The sequence below is a fragment of the Desulfotignum phosphitoxidans DSM 13687 genome (assembly GCF_000350545.1).
In the GTDB taxonomy this organism is placed as follows: Bacteria; Desulfobacterota; Desulfobacteria; order Desulfobacterales; family Desulfobacteraceae; genus Desulfotignum; species Desulfotignum phosphitoxidans.
Window position 1 is genome coordinate 72871 of sequence record NZ_APJX01000015.1, and the last position, 20118, is coordinate 92988.

Annotated in this window: 20 protein-coding genes and 1 pseudogene; 3 read left to right on the top strand and 18 right to left on the bottom strand. The window is 48.9% G+C overall.

Going from position 1 to position 20118, the window contains the following annotated elements; translation table 11 throughout:
• Nucleotides 1-24: 24 nt before the first annotated feature.
• The 15 genes and pseudogenes from DPO_RS21925 to DPO_RS21995 form a co-directional block, all read right to left on the bottom strand.
• Nucleotides 25-4878 carry a RecQ family ATP-dependent DNA helicase gene (locus tag DPO_RS21925; RefSeq protein WP_006968574.1) on the bottom strand — a complete coding sequence of 1618 codons (4854 nt, stop codon included), beginning with the start codon at nt 4876-4878 and terminating at the stop codon, nt 25-27.
• 28 nt (nt 4879-4906) lie between these two features.
• The gene (locus DPO_RS21930) at nt 4907-8419 is read right to left on the bottom strand and encodes a YhaN family protein (protein WP_006968575.1); all 3513 of its coding nucleotides are present in this window, start codon (nt 8417-8419) and stop codon (nt 4907-4909) included.
• Complete coding sequence (locus tag DPO_RS21935; protein ID WP_006968576.1) at nt 8416-9681, bottom strand: metallophosphoesterase family protein; 1266 nt, start codon at nt 9679-9681, stop codon at nt 8416-8418. Before DPO_RS21935 ends, DPO_RS21930 begins: the two co-directional genes overlap by 4 nt.
• A gap of 131 nt (nt 9682-9812) precedes the next feature.
• Nucleotides 9813-10211 (bottom strand): MBL fold metallo-hydrolase, encoded by a 399-nt coding sequence (locus DPO_RS21940; RefSeq protein WP_006968577.1) that lies wholly within the window; start codon nt 10209-10211, stop codon nt 9813-9815.
• Nucleotides 10212-10259: 48 nt separating this feature from the next.
• Nucleotides 10260-10610, bottom strand: a complete 351-nt coding sequence (locus tag DPO_RS21945; protein ID WP_201765662.1) for a hypothetical protein — start codon at nt 10608-10610, stop codon at nt 10260-10262.
• A gap of 73 nt (nt 10611-10683) precedes the next feature.
• On the bottom strand, nt 10684-11208 hold the full coding sequence (locus DPO_RS21950) for a hypothetical protein (protein WP_006968579.1): 525 nt from the start codon (nt 11206-11208) through the stop codon (nt 10684-10686).
• A 203-nt stretch (nt 11209-11411) separates the two neighbouring features.
• Complete coding sequence (locus DPO_RS21955) at nt 11412-13328, bottom strand: RecQ family ATP-dependent DNA helicase (RefSeq protein ID WP_006968580.1); 1917 nt, start codon at nt 13326-13328, stop codon at nt 11412-11414.
• 142 nt (nt 13329-13470) lie between these two features.
• Nucleotides 13471-14178, bottom strand: a complete 708-nt coding sequence (locus DPO_RS21960) for an MBL fold metallo-hydrolase (RefSeq protein WP_236610025.1) — start codon at nt 14176-14178, stop codon at nt 13471-13473.
• Between the two features lie 241 nt (nt 14179-14419).
• Nucleotides 14420-14674: a BrnA antitoxin family protein gene (locus DPO_RS21965; protein WP_006968582.1), complete on the bottom strand. Its 255-nt coding sequence runs from the start codon at nt 14672-14674 to the stop codon at nt 14420-14422.
• Entirely contained in the window at nt 14658-14837 is a 180-nt protein-coding gene (locus DPO_RS21970) for a BrnT family toxin (protein ID WP_006968583.1), read from the bottom strand. Before DPO_RS21970 ends, DPO_RS21965 begins: the two co-directional genes overlap by 17 nt.
• Entirely contained in the window at nt 14824-15081 is a 258-nt protein-coding gene (locus DPO_RS21975) for a type II toxin-antitoxin system RelE family toxin (protein WP_006968585.1), read from the bottom strand. The genes DPO_RS21970 and DPO_RS21975 overlap by 14 nt, the downstream gene beginning before the upstream one ends.
• Nucleotides 15068-15211, bottom strand: coding sequence for a hypothetical protein (locus DPO_RS26295; RefSeq protein ID WP_236610026.1), 144 nt, complete (start codon nt 15209-15211; stop codon nt 15068-15070). Before DPO_RS26295 ends, DPO_RS21975 begins: the two co-directional genes overlap by 14 nt.
• Nucleotides 15192-15719, bottom strand: a pseudogene (locus tag DPO_RS24880) (type IV toxin-antitoxin system AbiEi family antitoxin); the annotation flags it as partial. The pseudogene DPO_RS24880 and the gene DPO_RS26295, both read right to left, overlap by 20 nt.
• A 256-nt stretch (nt 15720-15975) precedes the next feature.
• Complete coding sequence (locus tag DPO_RS21990) at nt 15976-16275, bottom strand: hypothetical protein (RefSeq protein ID WP_006968587.1); 300 nt, start codon at nt 16273-16275, stop codon at nt 15976-15978.
• Nucleotides 16272-16490, bottom strand: coding sequence for an addiction module protein (locus DPO_RS21995; RefSeq protein ID WP_006968588.1), 219 nt, complete (start codon nt 16488-16490; stop codon nt 16272-16274). Before DPO_RS21995 ends, DPO_RS21990 begins: the two co-directional genes overlap by 4 nt.
• A 204-nt stretch (nt 16491-16694) precedes the next feature.
• Here DPO_RS21995 and DPO_RS22000 point away from each other — a divergent pair, with 204 nt between their 5' ends.
• Nucleotides 16695-17324 carry a hypothetical protein gene (locus DPO_RS22000; protein WP_006968589.1) on the top strand — a complete coding sequence of 210 codons (630 nt, stop codon included), beginning with the start codon at nt 16695-16697 and terminating at the stop codon, nt 17322-17324.
• Between the two features lie 459 nt (nt 17325-17783).
• Complete coding sequence (locus tag DPO_RS22005) at nt 17784-18044, top strand: type II toxin-antitoxin system RelB/DinJ family antitoxin (protein ID WP_006968590.1); 261 nt, start codon at nt 17784-17786, stop codon at nt 18042-18044.
• 99 nt (nt 18045-18143) lie between these two features.
• Here DPO_RS22005 and DPO_RS25740 read toward each other — a convergent pair whose 3' ends face one another.
• The 3 genes from DPO_RS25740 to DPO_RS26525 all read right to left on the bottom strand — a co-directional run bounded on the left by DPO_RS25740 (nt 18144) and on the right by DPO_RS26525 (nt 19198).
• Nucleotides 18144-18494: a DUF3427 domain-containing protein gene (locus DPO_RS25740; RefSeq protein WP_040012227.1), complete on the bottom strand. Its 351-nt coding sequence runs from the start codon at nt 18492-18494 to the stop codon at nt 18144-18146.
• Nucleotides 18455-18970: a hypothetical protein gene (locus tag DPO_RS25745; protein WP_169435015.1), complete on the bottom strand. Its 516-nt coding sequence runs from the start codon at nt 18968-18970 to the stop codon at nt 18455-18457. The genes DPO_RS25740 and DPO_RS25745 overlap by 40 nt, the downstream gene beginning before the upstream one ends.
• A 96-nt stretch (nt 18971-19066) precedes the next feature.
• Nucleotides 19067-19198 carry a hypothetical protein gene (locus DPO_RS26525; RefSeq protein ID WP_268870652.1) on the bottom strand — a complete coding sequence of 44 codons (132 nt, stop codon included), beginning with the start codon at nt 19196-19198 and terminating at the stop codon, nt 19067-19069.
• On the opposite strand from DPO_RS26525, the gene DPO_RS22020 reads away from it, so the two are divergent.
• Entirely contained in the window at nt 19197-20078 is an 882-nt protein-coding gene (locus tag DPO_RS22020; protein WP_006968568.1) for a Druantia anti-phage system protein DruA, read from the top strand. The genes DPO_RS26525 and DPO_RS22020 overlap by 2 nt on opposite strands.
• The last annotated feature ends 40 nt before the right edge of the window (nt 20079-20118 follow it).

Below are 20118 nucleotides of genomic sequence, written 5' to 3' on the forward strand. Positions count from 1 at the left end.
GATTCCGGCAGTTAAATTTCCGAATCAGCATCCGGTCTTCTTTTCCAAAAACAGTTCAGGCAGGACAATTCTGATTTCCTTTTCTGAATCTTCTTTCTGCCAGTAGACGATATAATTCACAGCGGCCCGGGCAGGCGCATACCCGGCCCGGCAAAGTTTTTCCAGTCGGTTTGAAAACGATCTGGAAAATGTGACGATGGGCACCCCTTTTTTGTCCAGGCAGCGGTTGTCACGCACGATTAATCCATCCCCGCTTTTCAGGTGTGAAATTTCACGTTGCCGGCCACGAAAATAATCCAGCCAGATATCTTTGTGGCCCAACTGCATGACCAGCTGATCCGGAGGAAACTGTTGTTCATGATTGTCGATCCGCGCCATTCCCTGAACCGGCAGATCATCCAGAAAAGGGGCGTTCAGATGGATGGTCAGATTCTGTTTCGCCCGGGTCATGGCCACATACACCAGGCGTTTCTTTTCATCAGTGCTCAGATCGAAATTGTCCAGCAGGATAAACACATGATCAAACTCTCTTCCTTTGGCTTTGTGCATGGTGGATACAAGAACGACATCCCCGGGGGCGTCTGAAAAATCCTCCAGTCTGGATTCCCGGATAAACACCTCCAGATCGGACCGGTATTTTTTCTGCGGACTGGCCGCCTCAAACCCCTTGATCATGTTCAGGCAGATATCCAGTTTCGCGCTGTTTCTGTAATCATTCTCCAATTTTCGCCTGGCCGCTTCCCATACCTGAACATCTATGATAAACGTATCGTCTTTCAGATGGAGCTGGTCCAGAAAATATCTGATTTCCGACAGATTGTACAGATTGAACCCCTCATTGGTCTGGACCAGCTTTGCCGGCATCCGGTTTTTCAGCAGAAGGCCGGCTGCCTGCAGGGCTTCTTCATTGGTGTGGGTCAACACGCAGATGGTCCCGGCAAGCCGTGTGGAAACAAGGTCCTGAACCAGGGAAGAAACCAGATGACGGCTGCGATAGCGGACGATTCTGATGCTTCCGGAGCCGGCCTGCCGGGCGACAATAGGGGTGTCTTTCAACCGGCGGCGGATCTTTGCAGCAAACTGGTTTGAAAATTCAACCAGATTCTGTCTGCTCCGGAAATTTTCCACAAGCTGATACATGACTGCGTTCTTATCGGCAATGAACTGTTCCAGATATTTGGAGCTGGCGCCTCTGAACTCATAAATATTCTGGTCGTCATCTCCCACGGCAATGATCCGCATGTCCGGATTCTGATCCGCCAGAACACGGATCAACGCGTATTCATCCGCGTCCATATCCTGGGCTTCGTCGATCACCAAAACGGCTTTGGCGATCCGGGCAGGCTCCACCTCGCCGTTCCTGATTTTGGCAATGGTTTTCCGGATAATCCCGCCCGATTTTTCAAGGGTGCCGATTCTGCCGAGCAGGTCAAAACAATAGGAATGAAAGGTCTTGATCTCGATAAACCCGGCGGCATTGCCGATCAGTGCAATGAGCCGTTTCTTGAATTCCGTGGCCGCAGCTCTTGAAAAGGTCACCATGAGCAGCTGCTCATGTTTGACGTCCTCCATTAACAGAAGGGATGCCAGCTTGTGCACCAGGACCCGTGTCTTGCCGCTTCCCGGTCCTGCCGCCACCACCATGTGCTGCGATTTGTTATCGTTGATGATCTGTAACTGGGCCGGAGACAGGGTCCCGAAAAGCTGCCTGAATTTGGCGGGCGTGATATTTCTTTTGATCTCATCTCCCCGGCTGCCCTTGAAATACCGGCGGAGAAACGACGCAAAATTCAACTGAAAATAATCTTCCACAAACTGCAGGGCCGCCTTGTAATCCCGGATCATTTTTCTGGCATACTCGCCCACGATGTGGATCTGGGCCACCTTGTTCTCGTAAAACTCTCCCAGCTGCTTATAGTCCTCGATTCTGTAACGTCTTCTGTTGTCCATTTCCAGCCGTTCAAGGGTCAGCCGGTTATAGACCACCAGAAATCCGCCTTCGATCCGTATCGCACCGATCCTGGACAGATAAAACAGGGCATCTTCCACTTCCTCCGCCGAGGTTTCCTGCCGGAACAAAGATCCATGGGTTTCATACGCCGCCTTTAACTCCAGCACAGAAAATTCAACCAGCGCCAGGTCCTCTCCCATGGCGGATTCACCCTCAACAGACCCTGCCGTGATATTTTCAGCAGTCTCTTTTCTGCTTTTTTCATACAGCCGTTCCACAATGAACCGGGCCAGTTCATGCCGTTTTTCCAGTTTTTGCCGGAACACCTCCCGGGGCTCGTTCAGGGCCGCGGCAAAGGTGTGTTTTGCATAATCCGCATGGGGTCTGTGTATCCAGTGTTTGATGGCCCAGAAATTGATGAGGGTTTTAATTTTGGCGGGATCGGCATCGGCACACCCGTTTTCCGCTGCCTGTTCATTGAGTTTTTTGATATGAAAAACGATTTCGTGCTCGGCCATTTGCCCCAGTAGAAAGGTTTCAAGCCCTGCAAAGGCCTTTAGAATGCCCAGGGACCGGTTGGTTTTTTCCCCTTTTTTGATAAATGCCGTCAGATCTTTGGCATCTGCCAGTATTTTTTCTTCTCTGAGCAGGGTGATGATACGGATGACCTCTTCTTTGACGATGCCCAGATGGTCACTGATGTAATCCACTCTGGATTCCGCCACCTCATCGTTGGCCTGTTGTCTGGTTTTGCTTGAAAACAGCTTCTTGATGATCCGAACTGCCTGCTGCTTCTGTTTTTCCTCAAACCGGTCCGAGGCCGTGATCCGGTCAATGGCCTGCTGGGCGTTTTTGGTCAGGATACTGTTGGCATATATCCGGGGCATGTTCTGGCCCCGCTTCAGGTATCCCGCATTTTCCAGGGCTGCGATGGCGGTCTTGACCCGTGTTTCGATTTCAGCGATGTTATCATCCCACCCGGCTTTTCTGGCAATTTCCAGGGCGGAATTGGAGACTTTGGACCGGAACCGGGTCAAATCCTTGACTGCTTTCCAGACCTGCTGAATCTCTTTGACATTGAGCCGGGTCTGATTCAAAAGAATAAAATGCTTGCCAAGATCCTCTTCATTGAACAGGACAAAACAGTCTGCCGTGACCGTTTCATCCCTGCCGGCCCGGCCGGCTTCCTGGACATAGTTTTCCAGGGAATCCGAGATGTCGTAATGAATCACCATGCCGACATCTTTTTTATCCACGCCCATACCGAATGCGGAGGTGGCCACCATGATCCTTACATCCCCTTTGATGAAGGCATCCTGGTTTTCCATTTTCTCATGGGTGTCCATTTTGCCGTGATAGGGTTTTGCAGGGTATCCGTCCGCCGTCAGCCGCCGTGCCAGGTCATAGGCCCGGTAGGTTCTTGACACATACACAATGGTGGGGCATTCCCTTTGATCCAGCAGATCCCTGAGGGTCTGGTATTTCTCCTCTGGATTGTCCCTGAAAAACACCCTGTACTGCAAATTGGTTCTGGACGCACGGGATCGGAACACTTCCAGATCCAGGTGCAGGCCGTCTTTGAAATAGGTCTGGATATCCTGGATCACCTTTGGCTTGGCTGTTGCCGTAAAACAGGACACAGGGAGCGGGTCCTCCAGTTGCTTTTTTTCCTGGACTGCTTTGATGAACTCACCGATATACAGATAATCCACCCGGAAGTCCTGGCCCCAGGCAGAAAAACAGTGGGCTTCGTCAATCACGAAACGGACGATATTTCTTTTCAGGATCACGTGTTCAATGGTTTTCGACCGCAGCGATTCCGGAGACAGATAAAGAAGGCAGGCCGTGCCGTTTTCCACCCGCTCAAACGCGTTGGCCCGCTCGATGGGATCCAGCAGACCGTTGATGGTGACGGCATCGGTAATCCCCACCTTTTCCAGGTTGTCCACCTGGTCTTTCATCAACGACTGCAAGGGAGAAATGACAATGGTCAGTCCCCGGGCGTTTTCTCCGCTCATGAGGGCCGGCACCTGGAATGCCAGGGATTTGCCACCCCCGGTGGGAAAAACCGCAAGCAGGGATTTCCCGTCGATCGCGGCCTGAACCGCCTGTTCCTGAAGGGGTTCTCCGCCATAGGTCCGGAAGGAATCAAACCCGAAAAATTGTTTCAGGCCCCGGTGGATATTCAGGGCCTGGCCGCAGTAGTCACACCCGGTCAGGCAGGGATGATTCCTTAACAGATAGATCACTGACTCGATTTCAGGACAGGTTTTCAACACCCAGGGCGGGGTGATGGCATACCGGTCATCTGCATGAACCAGGGACAGGCAAAAGGCCAGGGCCACGGGAAATTCCGTGATCAGTTTTCCCAGGTCCGCATTACTGCAGATCTTTAAATGAAATGTTTTCAGGATCAGATCTTCAATGCCGGCGGTGTCATCTCCATAAAACGCCAGATACCTGAAAAATCCCTGAAATCCGGGCTTGTCATGCAGAAGAAAAAAAAAGATCTGCTGTAAATCCCTGTCTGCCCGCGCAAACGCAGCCACCTCGTCATAAAACAGATCCCTGGCCTTGACGGCATCATTCAACGGATTGCTCAAATCCTGGGTCTGTAATTTGTCGTCCTTGACCAGGGCATGGTAGGGCCTGGCGGGAAACAGCAGGGGAGACAGAAACAGGGTATCAATCATATCAGCCCGGTCAATGCCCGCGATTTCCACCGCTTGTACGATATAAGTCAAATCGTGACGAATGAGATTATGGCCGCATAAAAACCGGGAGCCCTTCAGAAATTCGGCAAACCCGACGGCAGAACCGGAATGAAACGTGTTCCCATCCTCTTTGATGCCGCCCAGATCAAGAATCCGACCTCTTTCAGGGTCAATTTCCGTGTCAACAAACGCTATGGGATTCTGTATTTTCAATTGTCTTCTTCAGGCCCTGTTCGATTCGTCAGGAAAGCGCGTGCTGAAAGATCTTACCGGTGTCGTTACAGGTGTCTGCCAGTTCCAGCACCCGTCTGTGGTGCGTAAAAAGCAGGACCTGAATGCGTCTTGACAGTTGTGCCAGCACCTCCAGGCCGACACGGGTTCGGTGATCATCAAACCCGATCAGGATATCATCCACCACAAAGGGCATGGGTTCGCCCTTTGTCAGATGCTGCTCAAGCGTGGCAATGCGCAGGGCCAGATAGAGCTGGTCCCGGGATCCGTCACTCATGCCGTCGATGGCCACCTCCTGATCGTCCGGTCTAACACCCAGCAGCACCGGCGTTCCGGAAGCATCCAGTTCATCCCTCAGACCTGCGTAAGAGCCCAGCGTCAGCGTTGAAAACAATTCACCGGCCCTGCCTAAAACAGGGGCCTGGTTTTCTTTTCTGTAGGCTTCTATCTGCTGCTCCAGGATCAGGGAGGCGATCTGGAAACGCAGATACTGCTCGGCATTTTGTGTGATGCTGGAAAGGTGTGCTTCTGCTTCTTCAGACGCGCCGGCCGCCATGGCACTCCCGTCATTCTGCCGAATATCATGCTGAATGGTCTGCCGCTGGTCCCGCAGCGTGTCTCTCTCGGATTGAAGTTCTTTGAGCTCAATGGATATTCTGTCTATGTCCCCTTTGATGCCGTCAATATCTGAACGGCTTACCTCTTTTTCCAGCGCGTCAATGCCAAAGCCGTCCCCATTGCGGTTCAGTTCCTGTTCCAGCGCTTCAATCTGTTTGAGCAGGTCCCGTTTTTGGTTTGACTTTTCCCCGGCCTCGATCAGTTTCTCAACCGTATCCACCCCGGCCTGTGTTTTCAATTCACTGATTTTTTCCTGGGACTGTCGGATGGTGATGGTGACGTCTTTGATCTCCTGTTTTTTTTCATCCATCTGATCTTTGATTTTGATCAAACTTGCCCGGGCTTCCCGGGCCGCATTCAGGTCCCGATGGAGTTGACCGGCAACTCTCAATGCATCCTGACCCTCTGTCATCATTTCCATACTGCCGGCAAATTCGTGGACTTTTCTGTGAAAATCCTCTTTGACCTTGTCCATGCCGTAAATTCGTTTCCGCAGCTCTTCAGACTGATCAAATTTTTTAAAGAACGACACCAGGTGATCAAAGGTTTCCAGGGCGGTTTCCGGGTGGGTATCCGGATTCAAACCCAGGCCGGAGATGGCTTTTTCCCACTCACCCGTCCAGGTGATCAAACCGGTTTCAACGGTTTTCAGGTCATCTTTGGTCCGTTTCAGCCGGATGCGCAGATCTTTCAGTGAATTCTCAATTCTGTGACGGTTGTCCCGGACATACTGCTCTGTCTCGATTCGCTGTTCACACAGTGAAATCAGTGCTTCCAGGCTCTTTCCCTGTATGTTTGCCCCGGAATCAAACCCGGCGATCCGGCGTGACATCGATCTTTTCAGAAGATCGCATTCTTCCCCCAGTTTTTTTTCTCTGGCTGAAATCTCCTTTGCGGCATGAATCTTTTCGATCAGCCGTTCAGCTTTCAGCACCCACTGCTTCATTTCCCGGGGGGTGCCGGCAGCGACATTCAACGGATTCCAGATGGCGGCCCATCGGTTGTCCAGATCTGCCTGAGATTCTTTTATTTTTTCGAGAATCGTTGACAGTTCAGCGATTCGAGATGTCATGTGATCAATTTTGGCTTCCAGGTCCGCCCGTTTCACCACCTGGTCCGCGTCCCGTCTCAGCCGGTCGGACATCTGGTCTGCCAGCGCAACCTTTTTTTCATACACGGCCGGCAAATCAGATCCGGATGTATATGCCTGAACACGGTCGCCGATATCATGCCCCTGGATATATGTTTGTTTAATCAATGACCATCCCTGGTCACGGTCCTTCCGGGACGACTCCAGGTCGGCAATTTTCGGCACATCTTCCTTTAACAGCAGTGCTTTTAACTCCTGTTCCGCCTGCCTTTTTTCCGCTTCGATTTCCTGTTTTTTTTGGGAGGCGGTTCTGGATTTTTCCATGAGGTCATCGGTTTCTTTTTCAAACCGGTCCAGGGTTTCAGAAACAGGCAATCCCATGGATAATAAGACGTCTGCATTCCCGTGAAAGTTCCCCAGTCTTGCAAATTCGTTTTCACAGGCGGCTTTTTCCTGTGCCGCCTGGATCCTGATATCGTTCAGGCGCTGCTCGATGTCGCCGGCTTTGCGTGCCGAGGCCACTGCCGCTTTCAACTCCGTCAAATCGATGTCTTTTTGCGGCAGGTTTTCCAGCTTGCTTTCAAGCGACTTTATTTCATCCTGGAGATCCTTTAATGCGGCTTTATGTCCGTCCTGTTTCTGGATCAACAACCTCTTATTCTGGGCCAGTTCAGAGATCCATTTTTTATTGTTGAGAATCGGCCTGAGATGATCGGCGTCATCCAGACCCATGTCCGGCCGGATACCCTTCAGCAGGGTCTGGGCTTCATTTCGCAGCAGCCGCCGTTTTCCATCCTGACCGGGCCGGTCTGCCAGGGTCTTTTCAACCGCACCGAGATCTTTGTAGAGCCGTGAAATGGCATCTTCATTTTTCAGCAGATCCTCCCGAACCCGCAAAGATCCGGACTCCTTATTCAGGGCATCCTGTCTGGCCTCGAGGCGTTCTTTTGCGTCCAATGCGTGTTGAAGCGTTTGTCTGACTGTTTTCAGTTGATCTGAAAAATCTTCCGGCAGCAGCAGTACCGTGCCCAGAGCGTCCATTTTCGCCAGACAGCTTCGTCGCTGGGCCAGGGCCCCTTTGACACGGTTGATTCGTTCCAGACCGCTTTTCTGTTTATTCTTTTCATCGATCTTTTGTTCCACCTCATGGATCGCGGCACTGGTCGTGGATAAATCTTTTTGCAGCGCTTTCCAGGTAGAAACGGGCAGAGAGGCTTCCCGCATCCTTTTCAACGCATCTTTATATTCTGAGATAGCCCTGTTCAGGACGGCTTTGGATCCCCGGGGCTTGAAGATATCAACCGCACGGTTCTGCATCTCCATCAATATGTCCCGAAGGTTTGCCGTCCCGGCCGCTGCACTGAACAACGCCTGGCCCAGGTCCCCGGACTGTTCCAGCAGCTCCCGGCCGCCGGCAATCAGTCTTTCATGGTCAATCCCCCAGAGCCGGGTGAAAATGGTTTCATCGATACCTGCCGGCAGAAACCGTCTGAACCGGGTTTCATCCAGGGGCGCGTCACTGCCATATTCCAGCAGGGTGTCTTTATTTCCTTTTCTCCGGATAAATTCGATGGTTTCTCCGGTGGAGAGCTGCAATTCCCCGCCGATCCTGAGCTGGGGATTTGCATGAACAAAATTATCGCCGGTTCTGGCGGGAATGCCGAACAGCCAGTTGGTCAAAGCCCGCAATGAAGTACTTTTTCCGGCTTCGTTATCCCCGTAAATCAGATGCAGCCCCTGATCCCCCTCTGACAAATCCAGGGATTTTTCTGTAAACCGGCCGAAAGCAATGAGGTCGAGGCGGTTGATTCTCATTTTTCCTCTCCTGTTGCCAGCAGTCTGCCGATCAGCATTTTTTTGGCTTCCCTGGTGATCCGCTCAAGGACCTGTCTGTCGCTCAAATCCAGGATGGACCCCGTGCCAAAGGCTTCCGGCGGCACTTTCTGCCGGAGTTCCGCCAGTTTGTCTTCCAGCCCGTCTATCTGACCCGGATCCTCAGGGGTTGAGACAATGGCCCTGAGCAGTTGTCCCGGAGATGTGTCATCGGCCAGAACGGTTTCCAGATCATATTTTCCCTGGGTCCTGTTTTCAACCCGTTCAATCCAGACATCATCCCCGGCGGTTTCAGCCCCCAGCGCTTTGATCTGCTGTTCCAGTTTTTCCGGAAACGCGGCCAGGTGATCAGACAGTTTTGTGGCCCCGGTCAGTTTTATTCTCATCGCCAGGGGCCTGTCTTCTGCCTGTGCCCGTTCCTGTTCAATGGTTTCCCGGACTTTTTCGAAGACATCCCGGAGGTCTTCCATATCGGTCAGATCGATTTTTGTCAGGGTCCACCGCAGGACATCCAGAGACACGGGTTCCATCTGTGTGACGGCATCTTCCTCAACCGTGACCTTCACACAGCCCTTGGGACCGCTTTCCCGGATATGCCGGCCCTGTATGCATCCCGGGAACACCACAAAAGGATCTTTAGAAACGATTTCCTGCTTGTGGACATGCCCCAGGGCCCAGTACTGATAATTTTTTGAGCGCAGATCATCCAGGGTGCAGGGTGCATAGGCGGCATGGCCCTCCCGGCCGTCGAGACTGGTATGCAGCAGCCCGATATTGAACATGCCTTTGAGGCCCTGACAGAATCCCGCGGCCAGGTTTTCATCCACATGCCGGGCTTTAAAACTGCGTCCATGAATGGCCACGGAACAGTCTTCCAGTGTGACGGTTTCCACTTTGCCGGCTGAAAAAATCTTCATGTTGGCAGGCGTCTGTAACGCTTTGGTCATCCGGTTTGCGGCATCATGATTTCCTGCAACCGCAAATACCCGTATGCCGTGCTGATTCAGTCTCCCCATCTGCCGGCTCAAAAATATCCCGGTGCTGTAGTCTTTCCAGTCTCCATCATAGAGATCTCCGGCCAGCAGCACAAAAGCCGCTTTTTCTTCGATGGCCAGATCCACCAGGTTTTTGAACGCTCTTCTGCATGCGTCCCGAATGGCATCAACAGGGGCGGACTCATATCTGGACAGCCCGCGCAACGGGCTGTCTAAGTGAATATCCGCCGCGTGAATGAATTTAAACATGATTGCTCCTTATGGTTCACCCGCCACCGGCATCCCAGGCCGGTATTTCTGCATGCGGCTGAATCATATCATATCTAAACCCGCACGACTTCAAAAAATTCCAATTCCACATACCTTTATACCTTCAAACCTCAATCGCCGGCAGATCCGCTACCCAAAGATAATTTGTTCATATTTTTCCGTGGCAGCCTTCCCTTGTGCATACTGCTGGTGCCATTCCAGGGGAACCGGCCAGCCGTACTGCATTTTGCCAGGGCCGCATCCAGCTGATAGGGATTTGCATCCACCAGGGGAACATGATCCCCGTGAAAATGGCTGAAAACAATGTCCGTGGCAAGCCCCCATGCCTGTATGATCTGTTTGCGGATGACCTCGCCCATCGCAACCTGAACCGGGTGCGGTGCCTGACCATTCCGAAGAAACCCCAGCGCCAACCCGGGATCAATCAGAATTTTTCGTTCGGCAACAGTAACCAAACAGCACAGCCCCCGCACACCCAATGATTCAGCGCCGATAATCTCAATTTTCATGCTGAATTCGCCTTTCTTCAATATCACCCGCCGCGTGATCAGCGACAGTTATAATCCCCGTTCGTAAAATACCCTGATATATCTGACACTGGACAATATCAGGGCCAGACCGATGCCGATGTACAAGATTGCCAGTTCCTTTTTCGGAATCATTGAATGACGCAGCAGGCCTCCCATGATCACCATAACAGCGATCATCAGATAGCTCTTCCAGGGGATAAAGGCAAACAAACACCGCACCCCATTCATATGATGGATTCGCTTCAGGTTTTTATCAACGATCTTCAAAAATCCAAAATGGTGGACCAGCAGGGCCAGCAGCACACCGGCACCCGCATACAGATACCTGTATGTTACAGATTCCGGTGACAGCCATGAAAAGGCCAACGACAAAAGCATGATGCCGACACCGGCCCAGACAATCCCTGCAAGAAATATCAGAAAAGTGTTCTTAACTGCCGGTTTATATTTGTCAAAAAGATATGCAGATAAATTCTTCTTCAATTTGATTTCGAAGTCCTTTAATGGTTAATAACGTTTGCTCAAAAGCAAGAAGACGCTCTGGATAATACTGCTTGAGATATTCTTTTTGAGTTGGACATAAATACCAGGTACAGACAAAAGGCCTTTCTGTTCTTGAAAGGATACAACCTTTTTGTGTAAGGCAGCCACATGTTTTTATCTGATTTTTCAGAGTAATTTTTTTGATTTGCGATTCTGGAAATTTTCCAGTGGCAAAATAAATATACAAAAGATCTTTAAAATCAAACCAGATCGTTGCCCTCATGCAACAGATATCTTCACAATTTACACATGTACATGCGCAAAGGCTTTCCATGGGCTCTGATATAATTTCATAATTTTTTTGAATTTTCTTTGCAATACAAAAAAGCTCAGTTAATTTATCTTTGCCTTTATTTTCAACTGCTTTAAAAGACAATAAAACCTGATTCCAATCTTCAGCCATTTGCCAGGGTATGTCTGAACGCATATTCATTTAATTTTATAAATTGTCTAATAATGGTTTGAACAATTCATGTTTTAACGTATATTTTTTGTAGTGCAATTGTCAATACAATATAAGGAGTGCAATAAGGATTCGGAACAAGGTAAAAATCTCCATAAAGCGGATTCCGTTGATGATTTATTTCTGGAGCTTGATAGTTGAACATCCATACAAACAGGATATCCTCATGCAATTCATATATGATTCAACCGGACCCATTTTTCAACAGATTTATACGGCCAGGCTTCGAGTCTGCCAAAGCCCGGCATCTGCCTGGCTTTATACGCGACCAGGCGGGGGGAGGAAACTCCGCATAAAAACCGTGTCGCAAGGGTCACGGACACGGGTGACTCTGCCGTGTCAAGCAAAGGTTGAACAAGGGCATGATAGTTCATCCTCTCCAGAGAAGGAACGTGTGATGATACCAGTTTAACCGGTGTTTTCTCCATGCAGACCGAGCATCTCCGGCAGTTATTGTCTAACCGTTCTCCAAAATAGCCGGATAAACTTTTGGCCAGGCACTGATCTGTTTCAAAGAATTCAACCATGGCATGGAGGCGGGAGATTTCTTTTTTCTCTTTTTCGAGAAAAAGATCTGTAAGATCCCTGGCTGTCGATTCCGGATCAAATGCCGAATTCAGAATTTCAAAAACTTCCACTGCAGATTTCGGTTGAAGGTCTATCCATTTTTTTTCATGAAAATATTCCAGGGCGGTGAGAACCCGCTGCCTGTCAGAGCCTGATTCGTCAACCGCATTGTCTATGTCGATCTGGGTCCATGTCCTGGCGGTTTTGGCATTATCCAGGATGGTTTTTACAAACTGCGCCCGCTCACCTTTGAATTTTTCAATGATGGCCCGTGCAGGGATCAGGTATTTGAACGCATAGATTTCAAAATATGTATATTTGGGTGAAATGATGTTGGCCATTTCCAGGTAAACCAGCAGGGTCTTCAGCGGCAGCAGCCGGATGTCCGACATCCGGCTTACGGCGTATGGACGAAATTCAAACAGGCTCCCTTTGGATTGGCTGATATCCTCCAATACCTGGCGGATGCCGTCAAAATCAGGGGTATCTCCATACGCAAAATTTTCCAGGACCGGCACCCCGTTTTTATTTCCAAAAAGGCAACACAGCGACGGGTTGCCGTCCCTGCCTGCCCTGCCGATTTCCTGGCTGTACCCCTCAATGGATTTTGGCAGGTCATAGTGGATCACTTTTCGAATGTTTTCTTTATCAATCCCCATTCCAAATGCAATTGTTGCGACGACAGTCCCGGTTTTCCCGGCCATAAAATCATTTTGAACCGCTTCCCGATCCTCATTTTTCATTCCTGCATGATATGCCGCTGCATCCAGTCCATTGTTCCTGAGCATCTGGGTGATCCGGTTCGCTGTCTTTTGCAGGGTCACATAGACAATCGCCGGGCCGGCAGGTTTTCCTGCCAGGACCTCCTGAAGCAGCGCGTCTTTTTTTTCTTCAGCCACAGGGCGTATGCGAAGAAACAGATTTTCCCTGTAGAAGCCCGTTTTCACGACATTTTCCCGGCTGACTGCAAATTTTTCACACATGTCGTCAATGACCGCCGGTGTTGCTGTGGCTGTCAGCAACAAGGCCTTTTTAATTCCGAATTCTTTTTGATACAAAGGAATTTTAAGATAATCCGGTCTGAAATTGTGCCCCCATTCAGATATGCAATGGGCTTCGTCAACCACAAGCAAGGATACATTCATCTGCCTGAGCTGGGTTCTGAACCTTTCATTTTTAAACCGTTCCACAGCAATCATCAGGATCTTCAATTGTCCCGTCCGGGCCGCTTCAAGCGTCTCCCGGTAATCTTGGGCACTCATCCCGGAGTCAAGTTTCGCAGCAGGAATATGTTTCGATTTCAAAAAATCAATCTGATTCTTCATCAAGGATAAAAGCGGCGAAACAACCAGGGTCAGCCCCTGTTCAAGGATCGCAGGCAGCTGATAACAAAGGGATTTCCCTGCGCCTGTTGGGAAAATGGACGCAGCTGACTTACCGGCGGTGATCTTTTCTATTACTTGACGCTGGCCGGTTTTGAATGTTTCAAATCCGAATGTTCGCTTTAAGGTTTCTTCAATCAATGTTCTTTACTGCCGGTTTATATTTGTCAAAAAGATATGCAGACAAATTCTTCTTCAATTTTATTTCGAAGTCCTTCCATATTGTTTCAGCTGGTTAGTGTATCCCGACCCAATCATCAATACAATCATACCAATCATACTTTTAATTCTGACTCTCATAATGGCGGATAGCTGATCTTACCCCGTTCATCATGCTCACATTGCCAAAACAGAAATATTTTGTAAACCAGGCTTCTTTGAGCTTCAGGTCATTGAAAATCTGCTTTTCAGGAAGACCTTTCTTCCAGAGATAAACAATATTACCATAAAGATTTTCCATGAATTCAAGTTTGGATTGAATATGTTTTCTGCCGTTTTTCTGCCTGGGGTTGTGGCCGCAAAGCAGCGTGTTAAAGTCCAGATGTGTCAATTTTTTCAATGATTCGATCTGAATTCCCATGTTCTCATCTGATCTGAAAAATTTAATGTGGTCTGCCAGATAGAGATCCCCTGAGAAAAGAACTCCTTTTTCAGGCAGAAAAAAAACCGTATGATCCTTTGCATGACCCGGCGTATGGACAGGAATCATTTTGCCTGATGGTGTTTCAATGGTCTGCGGAAATCTTTTTACACGTACCGGCGTTGTCCTGCCCCAGACATATTTCTGATAAGGTAAAATGGAATAGGGGTTTTTAAGTTTTTCTGCGGTCAGGCTGTGTCCGTATACGTCTGCACCGATAGACTGGTTAATATGTGCTGCATTTCCTGAATGGTCTTCATGGTGATGCGTCAGATAAATCCGATCGATTTTCTTTTCCTGTGCAATGCCGGCCACTTCTTTTTCCATATGGGAAAGACCTGTATCAATCATGATATCATCAAAAATAAAGCAGTAAACTGTCATAAAAGGAGGGCCTGCAAGAGACCATCCAAGTTTGATTCCCTGAATACGGAATTCAAATTCATATGTTTTGCAAAATCTCATTTTCGTTTCGTCATGTTGGATGGTGTATCCCCGGGCCTGGTGATGCACCAGGTTCTGACCCGTGGGCGAGTTCAGGGCCGTATTGGACTGGGACTCCCAGTGCACCAAGGTCCGGCACAGCCATGATTTATTGGGATGCGCGTAACTCCTCCCGTACAACACGACGAAGAACCTCTTCAAGGGGTTGATCTTGGTATTCAATGTGTTTTCTTAGGGCGTCATTGAGCATCGACTGATAGTTTCCCCCTCCTTGTTCCTCAACTTTGGATCGGAACCAATCGACAATATCACGGTCAAGCCTGATGGTTATCCTGATTTTATTCCCCGCTTGAGGGAGGACTTCACCACGCTTGCCTTTGCGGAAATCATATTCCGCTTTCATATTGCTTCACCTCACTACGCACGGTTTTTCGTGCTGAAATAATGCGAATATTATCGCCAAGCCATGTGTAGATCACCACTAAAATGCGACCAAACGCATCCATTCCTATGGTGATATAACGCTGTTCATTGTGAAAGGGCTGGTTCGCTTTAACGATAAACATTTTTCCGATGCCCCACCTTCACGACCCAAATAGTTAGTTCTTCATCCTGAATGGAATAAATAATACGATATCGCCCCACCCGAAACCGATATCTTTCCTGACCGCTCAATTTTTTACTTCCAGGTTGGCGTGGATCCTCGCCCAAAGATTCAATTGATTGAAGAATTTTGTTTAAATCTTTATCCGGAATTGCTTTAAAATCTTTCCAAACTGATTTTTTGAAAAATATTTTATATCCGGCCATCTTTTTTGAGCCTTTTTATCATCTGCTCATAGCTGATCAGCGGTTCATCGTGTCTTTCATCAAATACGGCGAGGTCTTCCGCATCCTCGGCAAGCGCCTCCTTGACAGCTTCATTGATTATTTCCGACATTGATCTCGATGTCTCCAGGGCTTTTATTCGTAAAGCCTGATGTAGCGATGGGTCTAAATATATGGTTGAACGTTTCGATAATGTGGTCATAATTGCACCTCCATAATTTGATTAGAATCATAACATCATGATGTTGTGGTGTCAAATGAAATACCGCTTTACCTTCGGGAGAAGATGAAATCCAGGGTATAAATTGCATAGCGATATTCTGGTCATAGATCACTTTTGCCGTTTCAATGGTTCTCTGGTTGTTAATTTCCAGCAAGTCAGCATAAATTATAAATGGATGCACGATAGACTTATCCTGCTTGCCGTCAATGGACCAGAATTTTTTATAGATCTCAATATTCCCGTTTTCTGTTTTCTTAAGCCTGTTCTGGAGCAGGATCTCTCGTAATTTTTCCTCTTTTGCATATAAAATCACATTTTGCGGTTTAAGATAGCCGGTTAACTTAAACGCAGCCACTTCACCCCCCCATTGCCCCTGGTCCGGTTCAAGACGACAATTTTTCCAGAAATCATCAGGGGCTGGGAAAAATCATTCTTATGCTGAAAATCTATGATTTCCACTTGAAAACCAAAGTTCTCCTTGAAAGATGCTATCGCCTGCCTGAGTATTTTTTTTCCATAGCTGCAATGTTGTTCATAAAATCAATTTGTTCATCAGTAGTTGCTTCCGGCTTTAGATCCCCGCTAATACAGTCTTTTTGATGGCTGACATGCCTGGCCGGCCGGACCGGACAGCAGATCGATGATCCGGTACGTTATAAGTTTTTTAGAGACCCTTGGATTCTTTTGGGATCGCGTCTTAAATCAAGCACCCGCCATACAGTGGCGATGGATTTCTCTTTCAGCTTGTAGTAGACGGCATATGGAAATCTTTTTGAAAGCATCCGGTGGTAACCACAGAATACAGGATGAATACCAGCATACAGAGTCAGAGAATCAATATCTGAAAACAAGGAATCAAAGAAGTATTCTCCCAGCCCTTCTACTTGTTCTTCATAGAACTGTCTGCCTTCCATCAGGTCTGACATGGCTGAAGAGAGAAGTTCAATTTTCATTCAAAGTGTTTCCGCATTTCTTTTTTGGCCGTATGCCAATCCAGAATTCTCTCTTTACCCTCTTCAAGGCGCTTCTCTGTTTCCTGAAGAGCGGCCTTATGCCAGGCGGGTGATTCGAGGAGTTCCTCTTCTGATAACAAATCCGCCCACAAGGCATCCACCATCCTGAGTTTTTCTTCTCTGGTAAGGTATTTTATTTCTATTGCATTCTGCATGATTCAATCCTTTTATATTTAAAGAAAAATTAGCATTTCTGCATTTTTATGTCAATTTCATCAGATGATTTACACAATATTTTCCCCTGGCCAGCCACTCGATGGCTGACACGCCGAAGTAATTTGACATTTTCATGCGGGCGTGTTTTTATCAGTGCCGTGTATCATGAAGTCAATACTGGTGAATTTCAAGGAGGATATCCGATGCAAAAACCCTTATGCGGGCTGTGCAATAACTGTTTTACAGACAGGGGGCTTACAAGACATTTACAATCCTGCATTCCCAGATACCTGGGACAATATGCTCCGAATCCCAAAGAAAAAACTTTTCATCTTCATGTGTATGATGCATTTAATCCGGAGTACTTTCTACACCTGGCTGCGACCGGAACAACAACTCTGGAGGAGCTGGATTCTTTTCTCAGAAAAATCTGGCTGGAGTGCTGCGGCCATTTGAGTGAGTTTACCTATGGCAGACGAGGTGATGCGTTGTCAATGAGTCAAAAATTGTTCCGGGTACTCAATTCCGGAAATGAGCTGTATCACAAATATGATTTCGGCGATACCACCGAACTCATTGTCCGGTCCAGGGGCCTGTATCCCGGAGTTTTGCAGGAGACACAGGCCATCCATCTTCTGGCCAGGAATGTTCAGCCACCCATTCTCTGTGACCGATGCGGCAAGGCGCCTGCTGAGGTCATCTGTACCGAATGCCGGTGGGACGGTGAAGGCTGGTATTGTTCAAACTGCATCAAAGACCACGAGTGTGACGAGGAAATGTTCCTCAATGTCGTGAATTCTCCCAGAACCGGTGTTTGTGGTTACAACGGATGAATGAAATAGGTTCTGTCCGGTGGGCGAATCCAGGGCCGTATTGGACTGAGACTCCCAGTGCAGCAGGGTCCGGCACAGTCATTATTTATTGGGATGCGCGTAACTCCTCCCGTACAACACGACGAAGAACCTTCCCATCACCCGCCCCGCTTATTCTCCTCAAACATCTCCACGGGCATGGGATGCCTCAGCTGCCAAACCACCTGGATGGGCCGTTCTTTTTGATGGCTCACATGCCTGGCCGGTCCTAAAACACAAACGGTCCGCGTCAATTATCTTGGCCGGTTTTCCACAGATTCCCAGCCGCAGCAGATTATGGATATAGCTCTTTGCTCCCTCCTGCTGAAACAGAATATGGCATGCTTCCATCTCGTCAAGTAAAAAAAATGGTTTGAATTATTCATATTTTGCCGTATATTGTTTGTAGTGCAATTGTCAATACAATATCAGGAGTTTATTATGACAAGAACAGCAACCATACAAACCCGTGTTGATCCAGCGGTAAAACAAAACGCGCAAATCATATTAAAAAAATTGAATATTTCGATGTCAGAGGCGATTTCAATGTACCTGTCTCAGATAACCTTACATAATGGAATTCCATTTGACATCAAACTCCCCAATGACCTTACCGACAAAGTGCTAAAGGATTCGGAACAAGGTAAAAACCTTCATAAAGCGGATTCCGTTGATGATTTATTTCTGGAGCTTGATAGTTGAATATCCTCGAAAGAACCGGATCGCACTCTGATCTATTCAAAAAATAGAAAATCCAAAGCAAAGATGCTATATTCCCATCACCCGCCCCGCCTGTTCTCCTCAAACATCTCCACAGGCATGGGATACCGCAGCTGCCATACCATCTGGATGGGCTGTTCTTTTTGATGGCTGACATGCCTGGCCGGTCCTAAAAACACGAACGGCACCGTGCACTGGTTGTGTTTTTTCTTCGGCCGGGCAAACACCAGGATGGTATAACCCCCGGTCCTGGTGATGCACCAGGTTCTGCCCCGTGGGTGAATCCAGGGCCGTGTTGGACTGGGATTCCCAGTGCAGCAGGGACCGGCTGATGGGATAATCCGCATACATGGTGGTGGGGGAAAACTCTTTTTCGGTTTTCTGGAAGGTGATCAGGAGGGCATAGGCCTTGATATCCCTGAAATGCAGCACGCCGGTGCCCTTCTGCCCGGCAGAGACCAGGGTGGCCCGGTCAAATGCGGCCAGGATATCCGTGGCGCTGAACTGGGCACCTCCAGGGAACAGGAAAACGGCAGGTCCGGCAAAACCCCGGCAACCGGAGAGACGTCCCGGGCCCAGGCCAGGATTTCATCCATATCCCGGAGAAGGGACGGATTCTGTGTCAGGCGATGAAACGCATCCGGCAGACCCGCAAACCCGAACCGGTCCGCTTTGTCGCCCCACAGCCGGTAATAGATGGCATTGGCCTGCTCTCCTGCCAGATCCAGGGCGCCCGGAACATCTTTGGATGACAGCCGGCGGATAATTCGCCGCAGCCGCCCGATCTCCCCGGGACCGGAAATAAATGCGGCCCTCACCAGGGATCGTTTCAGCCAGGTCAGATCCGGATCAGACGGGGCCGGTGCCAGCTGTGTCCTGGCTTTCCACCCGGTCCACGTGTCCGACACCAGCAGCCGCTCCGGTTCATACTCATGGTACTGAGGCTGTTTAATACTGCAGGAGCCGCATAAAACCAACCAGTTTCAACCCGCCTCGTTTTCATTTCAACCCGCTTTTTTTCCATCGCCGCCATCGTCAATTGCCTTCACTCTTTGACAAAGCCAGCTAAAAATTTTTTCAAATTCGTGCATTTTTTGCTGGCGTCCCCTTTTCCTTTTTGCTATAAGCTTTTTCATGGAACCTTTAATCATCAGAAACCGCAAAATCACCGCCGAAGATCTGCCTGTTATCCAGGCGGTGGTTAACGAGCACTGGGACAAGGGTCGGACCCATATATCCCGGGAACTTTGCAAACACTGGAACTGGGTTCAGCCCAGCGGCCGGCTCAAGGACATGGCCTGCCGGGAACTGCTTTTGACCCTTTACCGAAAAGGGTTGATCAAATACCCACCTGCAAAATGCGGTTCCCATAACGTCAGCAAGCCTGCCGTCATGATTCATGTGGATCAGACTCCCATCAACTGCACCCTTAAAGAGCTTGGTCCTGTCCGGGTGGAGATGGTCCGGTATACAGAGCATGAACCTCTTTACAACAGTCTGGTGGATCAGTTTCATTACCTTGGATATTCCCAGATTGTGGGCAATCATCTCAAATACATGGCGTTTGCAGGAGATGTGCCCCTGGCCTGCATCGGCTGGGGATCGGCTGCCTGGGCTGTCAAATCCAGAGAACAATTCATCGGATGGCCAAAGCCGGTTAAAAACGAACGCCTTCATTATATTGCAAATAATACCCGGTACCTGATTCTTCCCTGGGTCACTGTAAAGTGTCTGGCTTCCAGGGTTCTGGCGCTGAACATCAAGCGGATCAGCGAGGACTGGCATAAGATGTATCATTTTCCATTATATCTGCTGGAGACCTTTGTGGAACAGGACCGGTTCAAGGGCACCTGCTATCAAGCCTCCAACTGGATTCTGGTGGGTGAGACCAAGGGGACGTCCAAAAAAGGACACAAGCATCTGAAGCATGACAAAATCAAGGATGTGTATGTGTACCCGCTGCATAAACATTTTAAAAAGCTGTTGATCGGAGATGGCATCTCTCAGGCGGTTTGATATCGGCAGTATCAGCAGAAAGCTTAACGGGATCAATGCC

What these genes read in the sequence shown, in the direction of transcription:
- DPO_RS21930 (WP_006968575.1), bottom strand. Translation starts at nt 8,419, where the DNA reads ATGAGAATCAACCGCCTCGACCTCATTGCTTTCGGCCGGTTTACAGAA.
- DPO_RS21935 (WP_006968576.1), bottom strand. Translation starts at nt 9,681, where the DNA reads ATGTTTAAATTCATTCACGCGGCGGATATTCACTTAGACAGCCCGTTG.
- DPO_RS21940 (WP_006968577.1), bottom strand. Translation starts at nt 10,211, where the DNA reads ATGAAAATTGAGATTATCGGCGCTGAATCATTGGGTGTGCGGGGGCTG.
- DPO_RS21945 (WP_201765662.1), bottom strand. Translation starts at nt 10,610, where the DNA reads ATGCTTTTGTCGTTGGCCTTTTCATGGCTGTCACCGGAATCTGTAACA.
- DPO_RS21950 (WP_006968579.1), bottom strand. Translation starts at nt 11,208, where the DNA reads ATGAATATGCGTTCAGACATACCCTGGCAAATGGCTGAAGATTGGAAT.
- DPO_RS21960 (WP_236610025.1), bottom strand. Translation starts at nt 14,178, where the DNA reads ATGATTGATACAGGTCTTTCCCATATGGAAAAAGAAGTGGCCGGCATT.
- DPO_RS21965 (WP_006968582.1), bottom strand. Translation starts at nt 14,674, where the DNA reads ATGAAAGCGGAATATGATTTCCGCAAAGGCAAGCGTGGTGAAGTCCTC.
- DPO_RS21970 (WP_006968583.1), bottom strand. Translation starts at nt 14,837, where the DNA reads ATGTTTATCGTTAAAGCGAACCAGCCCTTTCACAATGAACAGCGTTAT.
- DPO_RS21975 (WP_006968585.1), bottom strand. Translation starts at nt 15,081, where the DNA reads ATGGCCGGATATAAAATATTTTTCAAAAAATCAGTTTGGAAAGATTTT.
- DPO_RS26295 (WP_236610026.1), bottom strand. Translation starts at nt 15,211, where the DNA reads ATGTCGGAAATAATCAATGAAGCTGTCAAGGAGGCGCTTGCCGAGGAT.
- DPO_RS21990 (WP_006968587.1), bottom strand. Translation starts at nt 16,275, where the DNA reads ATGAAAATTGAACTTCTCTCTTCAGCCATGTCAGACCTGATGGAAGGC.
- DPO_RS21995 (WP_006968588.1), bottom strand. Translation starts at nt 16,490, where the DNA reads ATGCAGAATGCAATAGAAATAAAATACCTTACCAGAGAAGAAAAACTC.
- DPO_RS22000 (WP_006968589.1), top strand. Translation starts at nt 16,695, where the DNA reads ATGCAAAAACCCTTATGCGGGCTGTGCAATAACTGTTTTACAGACAGG.
- DPO_RS22005 (WP_006968590.1), top strand. Translation starts at nt 17,784, where the DNA reads ATGACAAGAACAGCAACCATACAAACCCGTGTTGATCCAGCGGTAAAA.
- DPO_RS22020 (WP_006968568.1), top strand. Translation starts at nt 19,197, where the DNA reads ATGGAACCTTTAATCATCAGAAACCGCAAAATCACCGCCGAAGATCTG.
- DPO_RS26525 (WP_268870652.1), bottom strand. Translation starts at nt 19,198, where the DNA reads ATGAAAAAGCTTATAGCAAAAAGGAAAAGGGGACGCCAGCAAAAAATG.